At 66.5% G+C, this 18,496-nt stretch carries 13 protein-coding genes and 1 pseudogene; 11 read left to right on the forward strand and 3 right to left on the reverse strand.

From position 1 onward, the window contains the following. Positions 1-77 precede the first annotated feature (77 nt). The 10 genes and pseudogenes from ACGF5U_RS17780 (at position 78) to ACGF5U_RS17825 (ending at position 11,454) form a co-directional block, all read left to right on the forward strand. The gene (locus ACGF5U_RS17780) at positions 78-6,236 is read left to right on the forward strand and encodes a DNRLRE domain-containing protein (RefSeq protein WP_392818766.1); all 6,159 of its coding nucleotides are present in this window, start codon (positions 78-80) and stop codon (positions 6,234-6,236) included. 109 nt (positions 6,237-6,345) lie between these two features. Then, positions 6,346-6,870 carry a hypothetical protein gene (locus ACGF5U_RS17785; protein ID WP_392818768.1) on the forward strand — a complete coding sequence of 175 codons (525 nt, stop codon included), beginning with the start codon at positions 6,346-6,348 and terminating at the stop codon, positions 6,868-6,870. A gap of 614 nt (positions 6,871-7,484) precedes the next feature. Further along, positions 7,485-7,673 carry a hypothetical protein gene (locus tag ACGF5U_RS17790; RefSeq protein WP_392818770.1) on the forward strand — a complete coding sequence of 63 codons (189 nt, stop codon included), beginning with the start codon at positions 7,485-7,487 and terminating at the stop codon, positions 7,671-7,673. Positions 7,674-7,716: 43 nt separating this feature from the next. Continuing rightward, positions 7,717-8,092: pseudogene (locus ACGF5U_RS17795) on the forward strand (RHS repeat-associated core domain-containing protein); the annotation flags it as partial. A gap of 5 nt (positions 8,093-8,097) precedes the next feature. Continuing rightward, entirely contained in the window at positions 8,098-8,229 is a 132-nt protein-coding gene (locus tag ACGF5U_RS17800; protein WP_392818834.1) for a hypothetical protein, read from the forward strand. Positions 8,230-8,334: 105 nt separating this feature from the next. After that, positions 8,335-8,670 carry a hypothetical protein gene (locus ACGF5U_RS17805; RefSeq protein WP_392818771.1) on the forward strand — a complete coding sequence of 112 codons (336 nt, stop codon included), beginning with the start codon at positions 8,335-8,337 and terminating at the stop codon, positions 8,668-8,670. Then, complete coding sequence (locus ACGF5U_RS17810) at positions 8,645-8,794, forward strand: hypothetical protein (protein ID WP_392818773.1); 150 nt, start codon at positions 8,645-8,647, stop codon at positions 8,792-8,794. Before ACGF5U_RS17805 ends, ACGF5U_RS17810 begins: the two co-directional genes overlap by 26 nt. Positions 8,795-9,152: 358 nt before the next feature. Continuing rightward, a complete protein-coding gene (locus ACGF5U_RS17815) occupies positions 9,153-9,542 on the forward strand; it encodes a hypothetical protein (RefSeq protein WP_392818775.1) in 390 nt (129 codons plus the stop codon). Positions 9,543-9,648: 106 nt separating this feature from the next. Continuing rightward, positions 9,649-10,176: a hypothetical protein gene (locus ACGF5U_RS17820; protein ID WP_392818777.1), complete on the forward strand. Its 528-nt coding sequence runs from the start codon at positions 9,649-9,651 to the stop codon at positions 10,174-10,176. A gap of 60 nt (positions 10,177-10,236) precedes the next feature. Beyond that, positions 10,237-11,454 (forward strand): hypothetical protein, encoded by a 1,218-nt coding sequence (locus ACGF5U_RS17825; protein ID WP_392818778.1) that lies wholly within the window; start codon positions 10,237-10,239, stop codon positions 11,452-11,454. 90 nt (positions 11,455-11,544) lie between these two features. Here ACGF5U_RS17825 and ACGF5U_RS17830 read toward each other — a convergent pair whose 3' ends face one another. Together ACGF5U_RS17830 and ACGF5U_RS17835 are read right to left on the reverse strand one after the other, a co-directional pair. Then, complete coding sequence (locus ACGF5U_RS17830) at positions 11,545-14,718, reverse strand: DEAD/DEAH box helicase (RefSeq protein WP_392818780.1); 3,174 nt, start codon at positions 14,716-14,718, stop codon at positions 11,545-11,547. Between the two features lie 111 nt (positions 14,719-14,829). After that, a complete protein-coding gene (locus tag ACGF5U_RS17835; protein WP_392818782.1) occupies positions 14,830-16,251 on the reverse strand; it encodes a hypothetical protein in 1,422 nt (473 codons plus the stop codon). A gap of 449 nt (positions 16,252-16,700) precedes the next feature. Between ACGF5U_RS17835 and ACGF5U_RS17840 the strand changes: the two genes are divergently transcribed. Continuing rightward, a complete protein-coding gene (locus ACGF5U_RS17840; protein WP_392818784.1) occupies positions 16,701-17,774 on the forward strand; it encodes a hypothetical protein in 1,074 nt (357 codons plus the stop codon). A gap of 148 nt (positions 17,775-17,922) precedes the next feature. Here ACGF5U_RS17840 and ACGF5U_RS17845 read toward each other — a convergent pair whose 3' ends face one another. Further along, on the reverse strand, positions 17,923-18,408 hold the full coding sequence (locus tag ACGF5U_RS17845) for a hypothetical protein (protein WP_392818786.1): 486 nt from the start codon (positions 18,406-18,408) through the stop codon (positions 17,923-17,925). Between the last annotated feature and the right edge of the window lie 88 nt (positions 18,409-18,496).

The following is an 18,496-nucleotide window of genomic DNA, read 5'->3' on the forward strand; positions in this document are numbered from 1 at the left end:
TACCCGCGCAGGATGAGCGCGGGCGGTTGTGGTCTGGGGGGAGTCTCCGCTATGTGGCGGCAGGTCTCTCTCTGGTCATGGCCATCAGCCTGACGGAGGGCGTCGCAACAGCCGCGCTCTCCGAGGAGAGCAGCGAGGAGCAGACGGCCGAGTCCGCGACTGTCACCGAGGCCGCCGACCTCGCGTCCGCGCGTGTAGCGGCGCGGCTGTCCGGTAAGCGCGTTGAAGCGCTGTCAGAGCGTACGGAGTCGACCACGACGTGGGTGAATCCGGACGGCACGGTGACGATGGATGCCGCGTCGGGGCCGGTTCGCTTCCGTGACGAGGCGACAGGCACGTGGCACGACATTGACGTCGACCTGCTGCGTACCTCAAGCGGCGTGGCTGCCAAGGCGCACCCGTTGGGCTTGAAGCTGGCGGGGAAGACGCCCGCCGCGCAGGCGGCGAGGGTCAAGGCGTCAGGTGTGGCCGGGGAGCCGGACACCGCGCCGGTTCCCCTGGTGACGCTGGATGCCGGTGACGGCAGGGCGATGACTTTGTCGTGGCGGGGTGTGCTCCCCGAGCCCGCTGTGTCCGGCACGAGGGCCCGGTACCCCAACGCCCTGGCGTCGACCGACCTGATTGTCGAGTCGACCCGCACCGGGTTCGAGCAGTTCCTGGAGCTGAAGGACCGTTCCGCCGTCGACGCGAACGGCTCGGTCACGCTGACGCTGGACGCGAAGGGAATTGAGGCCCGCGCGAACGCGGACCGCTCCGTGACCTTCCTCGACGCCGAGTCCGGCGATCAGGTGGGTGTACTGCCGGCGCCCGTGATGTGGGACGCGTATGTGGACCCGAAGTCGGGTGAGCACACGCACCGGGCCGACGTCGGTTTGAAGGTGACGCAGCGCGGCAGCGCCGTCGACCTGACCCTGACCCCGGACGCGAAGTTCCTGGCCAACCCTGCGACGAAGTTCCCGGTGACGGTGGACCCGGCGGTCAACATCGGGGCGAGCTTCGACACGTTCGTGCAGCAGGGCTACGCGACCGATGTGTCGGCACAGACGGAGCTGAAGCTGGGCAACAACGGCTCGGGTCAGATAGCGCGATCGTTCCTTGCTTTCCCGATGGCGAAAATCACGGGCAAGCAGATCCTGGGCGCCAAGCTGAATCTGTGGAACTTCTACTCGTGGTCCTGCTCGGCCAGGAGCTGGGAGGTCTGGGACACCGGCTCGGCCTCGAGCAGTACGCGGTGGACCGCGCAGCCGAGCTGGAACAAGAAGTGGGCGACGTCGACGGCCACGAAGGGCTACTCGTCCTCGTGCGCGGACGGCTGGGTGAGCCAGGACATCACCAGCCTGGCAGCGGCCTGGGCGGCCAACGGCAACGGCACGAACACCTTGGGCATCCGGGCCACCGATGAGGCCGACCCGTATGGCTGGAAGAGGTTCAACTCCGGCAACGCGGCCTCGAACACCCCATATCTCTCGGTCACGTACAACACGAAGCCGAGTGCGGCGACTCCGGTATCCCCGCTGTCGGGTGCGGCGACCAATGACACGACACCGACGATCACAGGGAAGGCGACGGACGCGGACGGCAATACGGTCCAGCTGACGTATGAGATCTGGACGTCGAGCGGCACCGCGGCGCTGCAGACGGGCAAGTCGGCCTACGTCGCATCGGGCGCGAACGCCCCATGGACGCCGACGACCGCGCTGGCCCAGGGCTCGTACAAGTGGCGCGCGGCGGTCTACGACGGTTCGACCTGGAACGGCACGTGGTCGGCATGGCAGACCTTCACGGTCGACACCACTGCCCCGGCCACGACGAAGACCAGCTCCGGAGACTTCCCGTCGAACACCTGGTCCGGCACCCCGGACGCGAACGGCACCTTCTCCGGCTCTTTCACCTTCACACCGCCGACGAGCGACGTGAAGACGGTTGAGTACAAGCTGGACGCCGGAGCGTGGGTCTCGGCCGCGACGACGGGGGCGGCGGTCAGTAGGACGCTCACGTTCCCGGCCGGCAAGCACACCGTGGCCGCGCGCACCCGGGACGCTGCGGGAAACCTCTCGGCCGAGACCTCGTACGTCTTCTACGCCGGCTCGGGAGCGGCGCTGCTCTCGCCCGGCCAGGGCGACCGTCCGGCGCGCCGGACGGCCCTGTCGGCCGAAGGACAGTCGTCGTACACGGGGGTGACCTACCAATACCGCCGTGGTGAGACGGACACGTGGAAGAACGTACCGATCGTTGACGTGCGCCAGGGCTCGAACGGCGCCGCCGTTTCCGCGTGGCCCGTGGCGACGGTGAACGGTAAGCCTGCTGACCTGACGTGGAACATCACGGACACGCTGGCCGAGGACGGCCCGATCGAGGTCCGCGCCACCTTCACGGACGGCACCACCTCCGCGTACTCACCGGTCAACACGATCACTGTGGACCGCAACGCGGGCACGGCTCCCTCGGAGGAGGCCGGTCCGGGTTCGGTCAACCTGCTGACCGGTGACTTCACGCTGTCGGCGACCGACGCGTCGCTGTTCGGCCTGGCCGTCTCCCGTACGGCGTCCTCGCGCCGCGCGGACGCGGGGGCGAAGCAGGACGGTCAGGCGGCGATCTTCGGCCCGCAGTGGACCTCCGGCACGACAGCGGAACTCACCGAGTCGGACTGGGCCCATCTGAAGAAGACCTCGGCCACGTCGGTGGCGCTGGTCGACTCCGAGGGCGAGGAACTCGGCTTCACCGCCACCAACGGCGGCGGCTGGAAGCCGGAGCCTGGTGCCGAGGACATGGCCCTGACCGGTTCGCTGACCGGGTCATTCACGCTGAAGGACACCGAGGGAACGGTCACCGTCTTCACCAAACCGGATACGGCGGCCACCTCGTGGCAAGTCGCATCCAGCACCCTGGACGGCCTCGCGCAGTCGACGACGACGGTCATCTCCGAGACCGTGACCGTGGACGGCAAGACTCTCGCCCGTCCCAAGCGGATCATCGCCCCGACCTCGGCCGCCTCCGCGACGACGTGCACGGCGGCGCCGTCGACGAAGGGCTGCCGGGCGCTGGAGTTCGTCTACGCCACAGCCACCACGGCGACCGATGCGGCCTTTGGCGATGTGGCCGGTCAGGTGAAGGAGATCCGGGCCTGGTCCACTGAGCCGGGCGCGTCGGCAGCGACGTCCAAGTCGGTGCAGAAGTACCTGTACGACGGCTCGCATCGCCTGCGTGAGACGTGGAACCCGCAGATCAGCCCCGCCCTCACCACCGCCTACGGCTACGACGCGGCAGGCCGGGTCACCGGCCTGACCTCGCCCGGCGAGCTGCCCTGGTCGTTCACCTACGGCAAGGCGGGCAACGCCGCCACCGCCGGTGACGGCATGCTGCTCAAGGTCAACCGCGCGGGCCTGCAGCAGGGCACCAAGGACGTCGAGTCCGGTACGGCGTCCACGAGCATCGTGTACGACGTCCCGCTGACCGGCGACAAGGCCCCGTACAAGATGGGCGCCACCGACGTTCAGGCGTGGGGCCAGAGTGATGCCCCGGCCGACGCCACCGCCGTCTTCCCTGCCGACGCGCCTCCGGCCGCGAACGCCGGCGACGCTCTGGCCGCCGGGGACTACCGGCGTGCGTCGATCACGTACACCGACGCCTCCGGGCGGGAGGTGAACTCGGCGGCGCCGGGCGGGCACATCTCGGTCACCGAGTACGACCACCACGGCAACACCGTGCGGGAACTGAGCGCCGGTAACCGGGCACTGGCTCTGGGAGCCACGGCGGCCGAGCAGGCCACGCTGACCGACCTCGGGATCCAGGGGCTCTCGACCCAGGACCGAGCCGATCTGCTGGCGACGCGTTCGGTGTTCGATGCCAAGGGGATCCGTGAGCTGGAGGAGTTCGGCCCGCTGCGCCGCGTCACGCTGACCGGCAGTGGCGAGTCGGCCGCGGCCCGTTCGTGGACGGTCAACGAGTATGACGCGGGCCGCCCGACGGACGGCTCGGCCAAGGTCGAGAACCAGGTCACCAAGGTCACCGGTGGTGCCCAGATTCTGGGCACCACTGCCATGGTGGACGCGCGCGTGTCGCAGACCGTCTACGACTGGGTCAAGGGCCTGCCGATCAAGACGATCAAGGACCCGGCCGGTCTTGCGATCACCGAAAGCACGGAGTACGACGACCAGGGCCTCGTCACCAAGCAGCTGCTGCCGGGCGCGACCGGCACCGACGCGGGCACGCGGGTGACCACGTACTGGTCGGCGACCGGCGCCGGCACCTGCGCCGGCCGCCCGGAGTGGGCCGACCAGGTCTGCTCCACCGGACCGGCCGGTGCGATCACCGGCGGCGGTACGAACCCGGCCGGGCTGCCGGTCACCACGACCGAGTACGACTGGTGGGGCAACCCGGCCAAGGTCACCGAAACCGCCAACGGGGTCACCCGCACCACGGTCAACACCTACGACCCCGCTGGACGCCTCACCAAGACCGCCACCACCGGCGGACTCGGCCAGGCGGTTCCGGAGTCCACGACGGAGTACGACCCGGCGACGGGCCAGGCCGTCAAGACCGTCTCCCCGACCGGCGGGACGATCACCAGGGCATACGACAAGCTCGGCCGCCAGGTCTCCTACACTGACGCCGATGGTGGTACGACGACGACCGAGTACGACCTGCTGAACCGCCCGGTCAAGACGACCGACTCGGCACCGTCCACCGTCACCTACGCCTACGACGCCGCTGTCGAGCCCCGTGGCCTGGTCACCGCCACCACGGACTCCGTCGCCGGTACGTTCGCCGTCACCTACGACGCCGACGGTTCCGTGGCCACCGAAAAGCTCCCCGGCGGCTACACCCTGAAGGTCGAGGAGGACACCACCGGCGCCGCCACATCCCGGGTCTACACCCGCGACAGCGACGGCCAGACCGTGGTAGCCGACACGGTCGAGGAATCCATCCACGGCCAGGTCACCGCACACTCCGGCTGGTCCTCGCAGAACTACACCTACGACGCCACCGGCCGCCTGACACACGTCGCCGACACCGTCGGCGACGTGTGCACCAAGCGCACCTACGCCTTCGACAAGCGCACCAACCGCACCTCCCTGACCACCGCGGAAGGCGCCCCCGGCGCCGCCTGCCCCACCACCGGAGGCACGACCACCACCCACACCTACGACAGCGCCGACCGCCTGGTCGACACCGGCTACGTCTACGACGCCTTCGGCCGCACCACGGTCCTGCCGGGCAGCGCCGTCGCCTACTACACCAACGATCTGGTCCGCCAGCAGACCACGGACACCCAGCGTCAGACCTGGACTCTCGACACCGCCCACCGCTTCCGCGGCTGGACGGTCGAGACCCACGAGACCGGCACATGGACGGTCACCGCGTCCAAGCTCAACCACTACGACAACGACAGCGACAACCCCCGCTGGATCGTCGAGGACACCAGCACAGGTGAGCTGACCCGCAACGTCGAATCCGCCAGCGGCGACCTCGCCGCCACGACTGACGCGAGCGGCAACACCGTGCTCCAGCTGACCAACATCCACGGCGACGTCGCCCTCCAGCTCCCACTGGACCAGGCTGACGCCCCGCTGGCCCTGGACAACGACGAGTACGGCAACCCCCGCACCAGCCAGCCCGCCACCCGCTACAACTGGCTCGGCGCCAAACAGCGCTCCACCGAAACCCTCACCGGCCTCACCCTCATGGGAGTCCGCCTCTACAACCCCACCACCGGCCGCTTCCTCTCCACCGACCCCGTCTACGGCGGCAACGCAAACGCATACGACTACTGCACCGCTGATCCGATCAACTGCTACGACTTGGACGGCCGGTTCGGCTGGAAGAAGTGGCTGGGTCGGGCCAGCACAGGGCTGGCCGTCGCCAGTATGTTCGGCTGCGGGGTGTGCGCGGTAGCCTCAGCCGCGATCAGCCTTGGTGTCGCTGTCCACGACTGGCGGTCGGGCAAACGCCGCGAGGCCGTCATCGGCGGCCTGACGGCATTTACCTGGGGCGCCGGGCGGCTTGCCTCACTCCGACACGCCCGCTCCCTGCGGGCCATTCCGAAGAGATACCCGAAGGGTGTCTCGAACCGGGGAGTCAAGAACAAGAGGTTGAGAAGCAAGGCCAGGAAACAGGCAAACGGCTACGGCCGGACGGCGCGCCGCGTCAACCGAGTGGATTTCTACTACGGTGGCTTCGTGGCCGGGCGCAGCCTTTACGGCGAATACAGCTCCTGGCGCAATCGTCGCCGGTAGTCAGAATGGTGCTTCCCGTCCTCGCGTGTTGGCGGAGACGGGAAGCGCCAAAACTTATCGGACTAACAAATTAGAACCCGTTTATGAGTGCACGAAGAAGGAAAGAACGATGCAGGACGGTTCTACCTCCCATGTCCTGGGAAGGAGCTTCAACGCCCTTGAGGCAGCCCCGGTGACCTTCGGTCAGTACCTGTATCGCGCCGTTCTCGGAAAATCTGTCAGAGGTAGAGCGTCAGCGGACTATCAGGCCGACCTCGCCGCATGGATGCGTCGAGCGCAGCGTGGAGACTGCGACGCGGATGAGGCCCGAGAAATCTTCAGCCTTTCGGCGGCTCACTGGGCATTTCTAGCAGCCTTCGGAATTATGCTGGGGATGGTCCTCGACTACGCTCTCAATGTCTCGTTCGATCTTGTGGTGAGTGTATTCCTTACCGTTTGCCCGGCTGTTTCTCTTGCCTCATTTATCGAGGCGCTGAGAGCCAAGCGGCTGAAGCGAATGACACCAGCCAGGAAGCAGTCGAAGGGAAAGCATGCCGATGTCGAGTTGAAGTACGCTCCAATCAGGGGAAGGTGGACAATCTCCGCAACGGCCATTGTTCTGCTGACTCCGTTGTGGGTTCTACTCTTCCAGTGAGGGTTTTCAGGGTGGCCCCCGGACGGGTGACGACGGGACCGTAGGCAACGGACAGGGCTCCCGTGCCATTGAGAGAGAGGTGTCTAGTAGTGCTTCGTTAGGTTCTGCCCTGTCTGCGGCGGATTCGTTGGGCGGGTAGAGGCCGTCTGCAGGTGGTGCAGGTACCGGTCCAGCACCTCAGCAGGTCCTGAAGAATGGAACGATAGGATTGGCCGAAATTTGCTGTGCGGTCTATTGGAATGCGCGAATGAACCTCAGCACGGCGTTCATGATGTCCCCAGCCCGTCGAGTCAGAATCCTCCGCCAGGCTTGGCGATTTGCCAAGAGTCCCCGGAGGGCCTACAGGTCGTTCAGGCAGGGTTGCAGTCGGTCATGGCGCGATGGTGCCACCTGCGCAGGCTCAGTAATCGGTTGCACTGCAGACATCAAGGGTCAGTATCGAAACTATCGAAGCTCGGTCAACTTCATGTTCACCCGGTCGAGGCCTGCTAGGTGGTTCAAGAAGTACGTTCTGCGGCCCCGGGTGTCGGGCCAGTGACTGCTAGCGCGGAACAACTTCCGGATGTCTGCATTCCGATTCATGGGCGATAGCCATGACGAAGGGAGGTGTTCACGTGAGAGAGGTCATGGACAATATTTATGTTGATCTCTTCTACGTTGTTGGTGGCCTTGTGTTCACTTTCTCCGCGTGGGGATCCTGGTGGGCTGCTATTCCTGCCCTGTTCACAGGGTCATGGATTGTCCTGCTGATCCAGCGCGTCATACGGGATCGCAAAGAGAAGGTGGGGAAATCGGATGACTGATTCGCTCTAGCCATCGAGCAGGCCATCTCCTGGCTGACCGGATTCCGCCGACGTCGTCCTCCAGCTGACCACCGTCCAGGGTGACTTCGCGCTCCAGCTCCCGCTGGACCTGGCGGAGGCACCACTGGCCATGGGCCGCGACGAGTACGGTAACCCGCAGGCCGGAACGGCCCGCCGTCCGGTACAACTGGCTCGGCGGCAAGCAGCGCTCCGGCGAGACCCTCACCGGTCTCACCCTGATGGGCGTGCGCATCTACAACCCCGCCACCGGCCGCTTCCTCTCTATGGACCCGGTCTACGGCGGAAACGAGAACGCCTACGGGTACGTCAACGGCGACCCGGTCAACTGGTACGACCTCGACGGACGCTGGAGCTGGAACCCGCGCAAGGCGTGGCGTTCCTTCAAGAAATCCAGGGTCGGCAAGTGGCCTACCGCAACCGCAACCGGATCGCCCGCGGCGCGGGCCCAGCGGCCCTCGGCGTCTGCGTCGTCGCCAGCGCCGGTGTCTGCGCCGCCGCGTCGGTCGGCGCCTACTTCGCCGGTGAGATGGCCTAAAAAGGCGGCAGCGCTGGAGCAGGCGCGGCATGGCCTTCAACGCGATCACCCTCGGTATCGGCTACAAGGTCGGATTCCTGACGCGCAACCTCAAGTGGAAGACCGGTGAGGCAGTACGCTTTCAACGGCTACTTCACCGCTCCGGGTGCGGCATGCTGGTGGATGAAGAGGTTCGCCGGTCTGATCGTGATCGTCGTGGTGGCCGTCGCGTACCTGGACATGCTGGAGAGCGCGGAGAACAGCGGCGACGTCGCTTTCTACACCCTGCTGTGCGCGGGGGCGGTGACACTGATCGCCCGGTCCTTCGTGTGGGCGGCCGTGGTCGCCGACGAGCGCGGGGTGCAGGTCCGCACCCTTTGCGGACCCGGCGGTTCACCTGGCGGGAGGCCCAGGGCTTCCGGGCCGAGACCGCGTCGTGGTCGAGCTCGTCGACGGCCGTGAGGTCCGCTGCTGGGCCGTCCAGCGCGCCAACATCGCCCGCATCCTGAAGCGCCGCAGCCACGTCGACAACGTGGCCGAGGACCTCGGGAAGCTGCGCGAGCGGTATCTGGCCGAAGGCGCCTAGGCCATGTCCTAGCGCCCGCACCCCACCGCACGATGACAACCCCGGCAGATCCTGCCGGGGCCGTCATCCTCCAGCTCCCACTGGACCCGGCTGACGCCCCGCTGGTCCTGGGCAACGACGAGTACGGCAACCCCCGCACCAGCCAGCCCGCCACCCGCTACAACTGGCTCGGCGCCAAACAGCGCTCCCCCCAATCCCTCACCCTCATGGGAGTCCGCCTCTACAACCCCACCACCGGCCGCTTCCCACCGACCCCGTCTACGGCGGCAACGCAAACGCATACGACTACTGCACCGCCGACCCGGTCAACTGCTACGACCTCGACGGCAGGTTCGGCTGGGGCAAGATGTTCGACCGCGTGGGTATGGGACTGTCCGTCGCCGCGATGTTCGGCTGCGGCCCCTGCGCGGTCGGAGCCGCAGCCATCAGCATCGGCCGTGGCATCTACAAGGTCCGCGGCGGGGACCGCTCCGGATGGCTCGACATCGCAGGAGGTGCGTTCTACGGCGGCGCCAAGATCGCTGAGTTTGGCGGCAAGTGGTGGAAGAACCGGCGCATGCGGGCCCACCCCAAGGGCCGCACGAACGGCCGGGCCCGAGCCCACAAGCGCGCACGCCAGAAGGCGGCCGCCCGGCACAGGAGCTACAACCGGCTCGTGGTACGCCGGGCGAATCGCCTCGACCGCTGGTACGGATACGGCAGCACCGCCTACTCCGCATACGGTGGGTGGAAGGACCGGCGCCGCTGAATCGCTACCAGGTGAAGCGAAGCGAACGCAGGGATGAGGGGCGGGGCCGCGCACCTGGCGGCCCCGCCCCGCACTCACACACTCGCAGGTTCAAGGAGAGATCCACATGCACGTCCGCCCTACGAGCAGTGGCGGCTTCGATCTGGCAACGGCAGCCGACACGTTCGCGGCATGGCTCCTGGACCGGATCGGCATCAGGTTTTACGCTCCCACCGAGCAGCCGGGCAAGGAAGAGCTGGCGGCGGCATGGAAACGGGTCAGGTCAAAGCCGGGGCGCCTGTCGACCAAGACGAGCGACGAGTGGAGCCGGATCGAGTCATTCATGGGGGTCAGCGGCTTCGGCTGGTTGCTGCTCACCGTAGTTGTCGGCGTCCTGTTCCTGATCACTCCCGTCACGGGTTGGGCGGGCTCGCTGGCGTACTCCCTGATCCTGATCACTGCGTCGCTGACCACGGGGCTCGCTGCAACACGCCTGGCCGTGCACTTCGCGGCCACTGCGGCGATCTCCCACAGCTACGCCTCAAACCGCCGCATCCGTACCGTCGCTTTCCTGCTCCGCACCCGGGCCGTCCTCGTCGTCGCCCTAGTCGCCGCAACGGTTCTGTACCTTTCCTTCGGGCTGCAACGCCCCTGAGCCGGGCGATGCCCGTGCACTTCATCGCCTCCGACATCGGTGCAGAGCGAGTGTCAGGAGTTGCTCGCCGAACAGTACGAGCGGCGCCGCGCCAGACTGGAGGTCTTCCGCGAGCACGGCCTAACACCGCTGTGGACGCTGTGCCCGAAGACGACCGACCTGGCTATCGCCCAGGAGTGGCCGACCTCCTGGACGGAACTCCAGGGCAACGAAATCGAAGAACTGGGACGGTGGGTGGCGCTGGACGAATCGGGCTGGGACGGTGTCCAGCTCTACGGCTGGCCCCGCAGCCGGTACCTGTCCATCGGAACGGTCACCATCAGCGACCACGAGGCCGCCCCGATCGTCGAGGAGATACGTACGGCGACGCGCCTGCAAGCCGCCGAGCTGAAGTTCTCCAAGGCATTCACCGGGCCACGCAACAGCCCGCGCCGCTCTGTGCTGGCCGGCATGCTCGAGCCTGGCGGCGTGCTGCACGACCGGGCGTCGGTGTACCTGGTCGACAAGCACTACTTCATCGTGGGCAAACTGATCGACCTCTTCGTCGAGGAAAAGGAGAGCAAACAGGGGCGAGACATCCGCAACAACGATCGTGCACGGCAGATGGCACGAGGCCTCTTCGCTGAAGGCCCCCGGGCTCTGGGGCCCGAGCTCTTCGCGCGCCTGCTGTCTACCACTGTCGCCTTTGCCGCCATGAAGAACCATGATCAGCGCGTCACCGTCGACGATTTCCACGATGTCGTCGAGGAAGCATGGACGCGTTCCACCCGACGCAAGGCCACCGAAGCCCTGGCCATCCTGCGCACCACGAAGGAAGAGGCATCAGAGTACCTGCGCGACGCCCACGGACCTGACGCGGTCCTTGCACAGTCGCTCGAACCGCTCATCCCGGCGACCGCTGCGATCATCGCCAACTGGTCGAGGAGGCTGGGGCGGGTCAACTTCCTGCTCGACGACCAGCGCGCCATGACCGACACCAACCTCGACCTCATCGAGGACGACGCACGCGGCCGCACACATCCGGAGTTCCGCTACCTCTCCCACGGAGTCCACCTTGGCGAGCTTGTGCGAGGCAGCTCCAAGGAACATCCCTCACTTCAGCTTGCGGACCTGGTCGCAGGCGCCGGATTCGCCGTGGCCGAGCGCCACGACGGCCAGGTGAACCCGGCCGGCGAGGACCTGTATGAGGCCATCGTTCCTCTGATCGACCCGGCAGGACTGATCTCGCACGACGACCCGGGCCGGTTCGCCTCCTCCGAGGCGCGGCCCGTCGGCTGAGGCCATCCAGCGTGCCCCGGCTTCAGCCGGGGCTGCCAGCTCCTGGCACCGCGAGGTAACGCGTTGCAGCCTGCCGCCACGGTGTCTGGGCTACCTGCTGCAGTAGACGGTGAAGTCACCGGCAGTGGTGTCCCGGACGTACTTGTCCGCACCGGCCAGGAGGAGCAGCTGGTCGTTGCTGGCCCGGCTCGCCTGAAGGCCGGGCTGGGCGATGACCGTGTGGAAACGAGGTGTCAGCATGTGGGCCTGATCGCGGATCGCAAACAGCTTCCTGGCGTCTCCGACGTCATAAGACGAGATTCCGTTGTTGCGCTGGGCGTACTTCACGGCACGGTCGTGCAAGTGGGCCAGGAGGTGCTGCATCGGTCCGCGCCGCCACTTCGCACCGCGCATCGCCTGACCGCACACCTCGTACAGGTCCTTCACCCGCTTGCCTGCGCTCTCCTTCGAGTACTTGCAGTGCACAAGCGTCACGTCCAGGTACTTTCCGTCAACCCTGAGACCTACCAGATCCGCTGCCTCACCTGCCCCGTCGTCGTCAATGAGGACGTCGAAGGAACCAGTGGCCTGCAGATGGGCCGAGACGTAGTACTGAATCGAGTCGACGAGGCGCTCAGCGCGCTGGGACTCTTTGGTGAAGTCCACCCCGGCCCAGTCCAGCGGCGTCAGCAGCGCCACATCGAAGGGACGTCGATCGTAGTTAGGGCTGATGAGTTTGCCATTGTCGTCGATGAGACGGTCACCCTCGAGAAACAGGTCGGGTCTATTCGTGTTCAGCCATTCCGCCAGCGGCTTCGGCTGTGCGTTCGGTCCTCTCGAGGCGACGACAGCGTCCTTCTCGCGCGGACGGTAGACGAGCCCCTGGTCCTCGTAGGACGCCTGGTAGGGCACACGCCAGTCCTTGGTCGTCAAGGAGAAGCGGAACGGGCCCGTGCGAGAGAAGTCATCCACCTCGAAGTCAACATCAGTGATCGCACAGCTTCGCTGGTCGTAGGTGACCGTGAGCCTGTCACGTGCACCCGTGTAGACCTGCCAAGGCCACTGCACTCCCAGCAGGACGTGGGGCGGCCGCTCGGTCAGGTCCTGGGGAATGATGAACCCGTCGAAGACCGTCTCCAGATTGATCGTGCTGTCCAGCAGCTTCGTGCCCTGCCGGTCGCACCAATCGGTCCACGCCTTCAGACTAGGTGCGGTGCTAGGAGACCAGAACCGGCCGGAGGCCGCAGCACAGATCGCCACACTCTCGCCCTGATCGAAGCCGGACGCGGCGATATGGGTCTGGCTCTTGTGCTCCTGGGCGGTGTCGAACCCCTCCGAGACATCGCTTCCCACATGCATCGTGAAGCGGGTGAAGTAGGCCCGGGAGTCCTTCAGCCCGACGTTTGTAGGGACAAGCCGGTCCACACCGGCAAGAACCCGGTACGTCCGGGCTCCGTTGATCAACTCAAAGCCTGTCCCGAGGACCGCCTCGGCGAGCTCCTTGTAGCCGCCCGACTTCTCCGAGCCGTGGATGTACAGCACCTGCCGTGTGGTGTCGAAGTACAGCACGACCAGCTCGTAGACGACCTGCTCCAGCGCCTGGGGCGCACCCCAGCGCACGGGCGTACGGCGCTCCACGACAAACCAGGCGACGGGTAGGTCCTCGCCTCCCAGGGCGATGGTGTCGTCAAGGACGCGTTCGTTGCCGTGGAACAGAGTAAGCGCTGCTTCGGGAGTCCAGTCCGAGGTGGTTGCACGGTAGGCGATGGCGCTCATCTTCGGCTCCAGCACACTGACTGAGACTTCTTCCGGAGCACCGTCGAACGTCGAGTCGAAGGCATCGTTCTCCTCCGCGGTGACCGTCGGGTGGTCGGTCAGGTCGCGCAGAAGCCGGTTCCAGTCGGCGTCCTCCCGGAGCAGTTGACGCAGCGGCGAAGCTCCATTGTGAGGCTCCTGGGCGACGAACACGGTGGCTTCGCCCAGTCCCTCCGCAGCACGAGTGAACCGGCCGATGAACTGCACCATCGGGCTGAGACTCTTGCGGGCCTCATGCATGGCGGCGATTTTCAGCGCTGGCTCGTCAAAGCCCTCGCCGAGCATGTCGACACAGACGATGACGCGACAGGTGCGGTCCTTGAGAGCGGCAATGGCTGCCTTGCGACGGGCCACGCCAATGTTCTGGTGCACCAGGGTGGGAGCCAACTCCGGAGCCAGCCTCTGGTAGATCGCTGCGATCTGCTCGGCGGAGCGAATGTTCCCGGCCCGGGCCATCAGCAGATGATCGAACCCTGCCTCCAGGTCACCCCGCAGCTGGGCGACCGCGTGTGTAGCCAGCTCCTCGTCGACGTCCCGCAGCCCGAGAACGGCCCGGTAGGTGATGCGCCGGAAATAACCGTCCTGCTGGGCCTCACGCAACGGGAACCGGAAGACGATCCGGCCTGGAAGCCGACGCCCGTCCTCTCTGAACGGTGTGGCAGTGAACAGCAGCACCTGCCGGTCGGAGAAATCCTCGATGACGCTTGCCCACGTGACGGCGGGAGCATGATGGGCCTCGTCCACGATCAGATGCGAGAACTGCCCCAGCAGCGCGGCCCTTACCAGCGGCGTGGCCCTGTTCAGGATGTTTGGGGTGGTCACCACGACATTGCACGCCTGCGCGAACCGCTCTGCCTCGGCCGGATCCCTGAAACCACGCTCTAGCCGGCCCACACACGGCCGCAACGCGCCAGCAGTCACGACCCGCTCCTGCTGAAGGATGCCGAGCGTTTCGAACTTACCCGCGATCTGGTCCCGCAGGGCCGCACTGGGTACCAGCACCAACAAACGCTCAGGGCGGGCTGCGACGAGCAGAGCGAGCATCGTCTCCGTCTTGCCCGTCCCGGTAGGCATCACCACGATGCCCGGTTCCCCAAGCCCCGACGCCCAGTGCCCCATGACCGCATGCAGCGCACCGACTTGCGGGCGACGCAAACTGTTGGGCTCGTCATGGTGACGGAAACCGATGGCACCCCTGTAGGACTCGACGACCGTCTCCGGGGTGTGCGCCTGCAGGCTCCCACGCCAGGCAACGTCACCGTTGCTTGTCGGCAGTACCGCCGTCAGCGTCTCCGTAGGCGGCTCCTGCCCGGCATGGCTGGCCGGCCAGCGGCCGAAGACACTCGACACCTGCAAGGTTCCGTTCTGCCCGGAAACCTCAAGGACACCAGCGGGAACCAGCAGCTGACGGACCTTGTTCGACTCGATTCTTTGTTCATCGGCCCACACCGGGGGAGTGGTCACGTTCATTGGGCGCAGCCTTCCGCTACGGGAACGGGGGAGGGGACGGCTGACATATCGGCCAGGGCCCCAGGACCATTGCCAGGCCGCGCCCTGGGGCAGGGAGCAGCCTTGGCAGGGTCAGCGGCGGTACCCGCGGTCGGCAGCACGCGCGGGCACGTTGAGGAAACTCTCGAACCAGTTGTCCGGCCTCAGCGCATCCGGTACATGGGGCTGGTTGCTGTCCGGCGGAACAGGGCTCTGGTTGAAGCGGCTGCTAAAAAGCCACAGGACGTCATGGTCCTGGAAAAAGAGATCCGAGCAGGCGCCGAAGTCGTAATCGTCGCGATGAGTGGGCAGAGCCGCGTGTGCTGGGTCCTCGTCCGCTGTCCCCACGTGATCGGGCGCGTCTTGGACGGCGAGGTGGAGGACCATTTCCTCGGCCGCGCAGGTGGGCTGAGGCCAGCTCCCGCCCGCAAGGTCACCGGCAAGGTCGTCACAGGCACGGGCCAGCCCGCGCCGCCACTGCTTTCCCTGACTCCACGTCACTTCCGGCAGGCGGGAGAAGATTCCCCAGGTACCGTCATCGTCCTCGGTCACAGGGCGCTCCCGCAACTCGGCCGCATCGTCATAAGCTGACTCCGCCAGCCACACCAACGCGCTGTACAGCAGGTCTGCAGATCGTGGTGTCAGCTGCCAGTCACACTTCTCGCAGTCTTCCTCGCCGCAGTCACAGGCAGGGGGCGATGGGAACAGGGCTGCGAAGTCCGGAGACGGGGAGTCGGGCTGGGTAGACGGCGCACTGTAGGGGCTTTGAGCCTGCCGAAGACGCCAGCCCGTGCCGAAGTTGACGCGGATGGCCTCGGTGGACCAGTCAGCGACCTCGTCGCCCCGCGAAGGCAGCAGCAGACTGGCTTCCTGCGCGTCGGTGAGCCAGTCCAGGCCAGGTAGCTCACCCGTTGTCTCCGCAGCGAACATCACCGCCCCCACAAGGTCCTTCGGATCGTCGTCCCCCAGCTCCTCATCCGGCATGGGCTCCCAGCCGCCGGCCGCAGCAGCCGCCAGGGCCCTGTCCTCGTCGTAGATGTGGAACTCCCGCAGCTGGACGACCCGCACGACCGAGCCGGGCAGATCCGCAAGGCGGGCATCCTTCGGGGAACGGGCCGCGGACACCGGAAGCTCAGTACCAGGAGCGCCGTCCGCGCTCCCGCCTGCCGACAGAGCGTTCGCCGACCAGGAGGAAAGGGCGTGCGGACTGGTCGGCCACTCTCCGGAACGGGCCCGCTCAAGAGCTTGCCGGAAGGAGGAGGCCGGAGCTTCCGGCAGCTCTTCGCTCACTCTCTGTGCGGCGGCCGATTCCCGTGTCGTGAGCGCGCCGTTGGCGGCAGCGGCGGTCAGGAGACGTGCTGCTTGCTGCGCCAGTCCTGCATCGCGGCACGTCAGTACAGCTTGCAGGGACTCAGGGCCGCCGCGGTGGGCAAGCAGAACAAGGACCCGGCTCTTGTTGAGGGTGTGTTCGCAGAGGAAGTCGCGGGGAACGGATGCAACAGATGAAGCCGTCATGGGTACTCCGGTGATGCGCAGCCGACCGTTGGCCGACCACAGACGAAGGAAGGCTGCTGGTAGGCGCGGTGCAGCCGCATCCCCGGACAGCGCATAAAAAGGCCAAGCGACTGGTGCCGTCGATGCGATCGACAACCCGGATCCAAAACAACGCTAACTGACCTCTGCCCGTGGCATCACACGTTTCGCTCATCTCGCTTCCGGCTCGGCCCGCCACGAGGCCCCATACCAGCTCTTCTGCGTCCCCGAAGCTGCTTGGCAAGGGCGAACGCAGCCGCCAGAGCGGGGATCTTGAGGGGAAGCAGACGTCCGTCTCTTGCAAGCTGCCTGTGACGAGCCCAGATTGCCAGGAGGAAGAGCTGAGAACACTGAACACAGCACGCCGGTCGATAGACCCCCGCGCGGTGGGTGCGGAGGCTTGCCGTGACGTCCTCAGTAGCGTCCTGGTCATGCCTCGAAGTGAACCCAGCAAAGCTGATCAGGGGCTGATGCAGCATGCCCGCGCGCAGGGCTATGCGGTCAGCGCGAGTCAGCTCGAGCGATGGCGCCGGCGCGGCCTGCTGCCGCAACCGACGCGTGTCTACCGCGGCTGGCACGGTACCGCCTCGGTCTACCCGGACGGGACGAGTGACCTTGTCTGTGCACTCGCCCGGCACAGTACTCCTGGACGGAGAAGCGACGATCTGGCACTTCTTGCGTTCTTCGACGGCGCCGATGTCCCAGAAACGGCGCTCAAGCTCGCGATTGCGTGCGCGTACTTCAACGGCCGTGTCCGTCACGAGAATGCGGTCGCGCAGGCCGCGGCACGTGTTCCTGCAGGGTGGGAGTCAGTTCTCGGGAAGGAGTACGAGGCGGCGGAAGCCGAGGCCCGGACCGAGCTGGCCACGGGCGGACGAGTGGTGCGCCAGATGAGGAGCAACCTGCGACGTCTTCCGGACCTTGCTGGTGCGCCGCTGCGCGAGGTCGACGAGCGACTTATCGGCGTTCTCGTGGGACTGAACATGTTGCGCTTGCCCGAGGACGACCATGAGTTCATGGCCGACCTTTCAGCAGCGCTGGCCTTCGACTGCACCCCGTACGACCAGGACGTCTTTGCGGTATGGGAGTACGCGGCCATCTCCCACTCATCCCAGATGGGCCGCTATAAGGAGACCTCTTCCGAGGAGCGTTTCGAACTGCTTCTGGGGACGAGCCAGGAAGAGCTCCGTGACCTGCGTAAAGAGGTGCGGACAGCCGTCGATCAGATGTGGCACCGCGCGACCTTAGGGCTGGAGCCTGAAGCAGACCTTTCCCGTCCCTGGATGGCCCGTCACTCGGCCGCCATGTTGATGGAATGGATGAGCGCACGACAAGTGCAGCCAGGGAAAGTCTCCCTGGCCGACCGCTACTTCCTGAGTCTTGGCCTTCTCAAGCTGCGCTGTCTCGCCGCCGAGCGCAGCGCGGGCGGGGCATGGCAGCATCCCGTCGGGGAGGGCCGTTCAGGATTCATCGCCCGCACCACGGGATCCCAGCACGGAGCCTGAGTGACGACGCCCGCCGACAGGCCGCCACTCACACTGCTGCGGCGCCACCATGGAGATCCGCCCTCGATAACCCCACCGGAACAGAGATGATGCCCGACTCGATCCGGCGGCCGATTGATCGGATGCCCGAGAGCGCGTGCAGCCGAGTTCAGGCGGCCATGAGCCCGTCTGGGGCGCCGAAGACATCGTCGAACGCCGAGGCGCGCGTGGCGGGGACGAGGAGGTAGGGCGTCCCGGAGCCGGCTGTGGTTCGGGGGCCTTCCTGCCCGAGGCCGAGGGCGTCGTGCGGGGTGAGGAGGTCGAGGTTGTCGAAGACGTAGTAGAGGGGGAGCTGGGTCCAGGCGACGAGCTGGAGGTGGGCGGTGACGGCGGCCCGTTCGATGGCGTGCCGCCGGCTGGTCTGGCTGGTCATGCGGCTCTTGCAGTCGATCAGGACGACCTGTCGTCCCTGTGCGGCGATGAGGTCGGGTGTCCAGCGCAGGGAGCTGGTGGTGTGGTGCAGGGCGAGCCGTACGGGCTCGCCCATGACTCCCTGCCCCCAGGGGCTGACGTGCCAGCCGCGTCGGTTGAATTCCTGGGTGACGCGCTTTTCGTGGGCGTCACCGATCGCCTTCCTTCTCTGAAAGCTCGGCATACGAGGGAGTGTGACGCATGCGGGGCCCGGCGAAACGGTAACCACCCTCGGGCCCCGCACCCTTCGGCCACTGCCTTCCATCGTCCGT

Source organism: Streptomyces sp. NPDC047886, from assembly GCF_043204435.1.
Lineage (GTDB): Bacteria > Actinomycetota > Actinomycetes > Streptomycetales > Streptomycetaceae > Streptomyces.

What these genes read in the sequence shown, in the direction of transcription:
- ACGF5U_RS17780 (WP_392818766.1), top strand. Translation starts at nt 78, where the DNA reads ATGGCCATCAGCCTGACGGAGGGCGTCGCAACAGCCGCGCTCTCCGAG.
- ACGF5U_RS17820 (WP_392818777.1), top strand. Translation starts at nt 9,649, where the DNA reads ATGCACGTCCGCCCTACGAGCAGTGGCGGCTTCGATCTGGCAACGGCA.
- ACGF5U_RS17835 (WP_392818782.1), bottom strand. Translation starts at nt 16,251, where the DNA reads ATGACGGCTTCATCTGTTGCATCCGTTCCCCGCGACTTCCTCTGCGAA.
- ACGF5U_RS17840 (WP_392818784.1), top strand. Translation starts at nt 16,701, where the DNA reads ATGCCTCGAAGTGAACCCAGCAAAGCTGATCAGGGGCTGATGCAGCAT.
- ACGF5U_RS17830 (WP_392818780.1), bottom strand. Translation starts at nt 14,718, where the DNA reads ATGAACGTGACCACTCCCCCGGTGTGGGCCGATGAACAAAGAATCGAG.
- ACGF5U_RS17845 (WP_392818786.1), bottom strand. Translation starts at nt 18,408, where the DNA reads ATGCCGAGCTTTCAGAGAAGGAAGGCGATCGGTGACGCCCACGAAAAG.
- ACGF5U_RS17785 (WP_392818768.1), top strand. Translation starts at nt 6,346, where the DNA reads ATGCAGGACGGTTCTACCTCCCATGTCCTGGGAAGGAGCTTCAACGCC.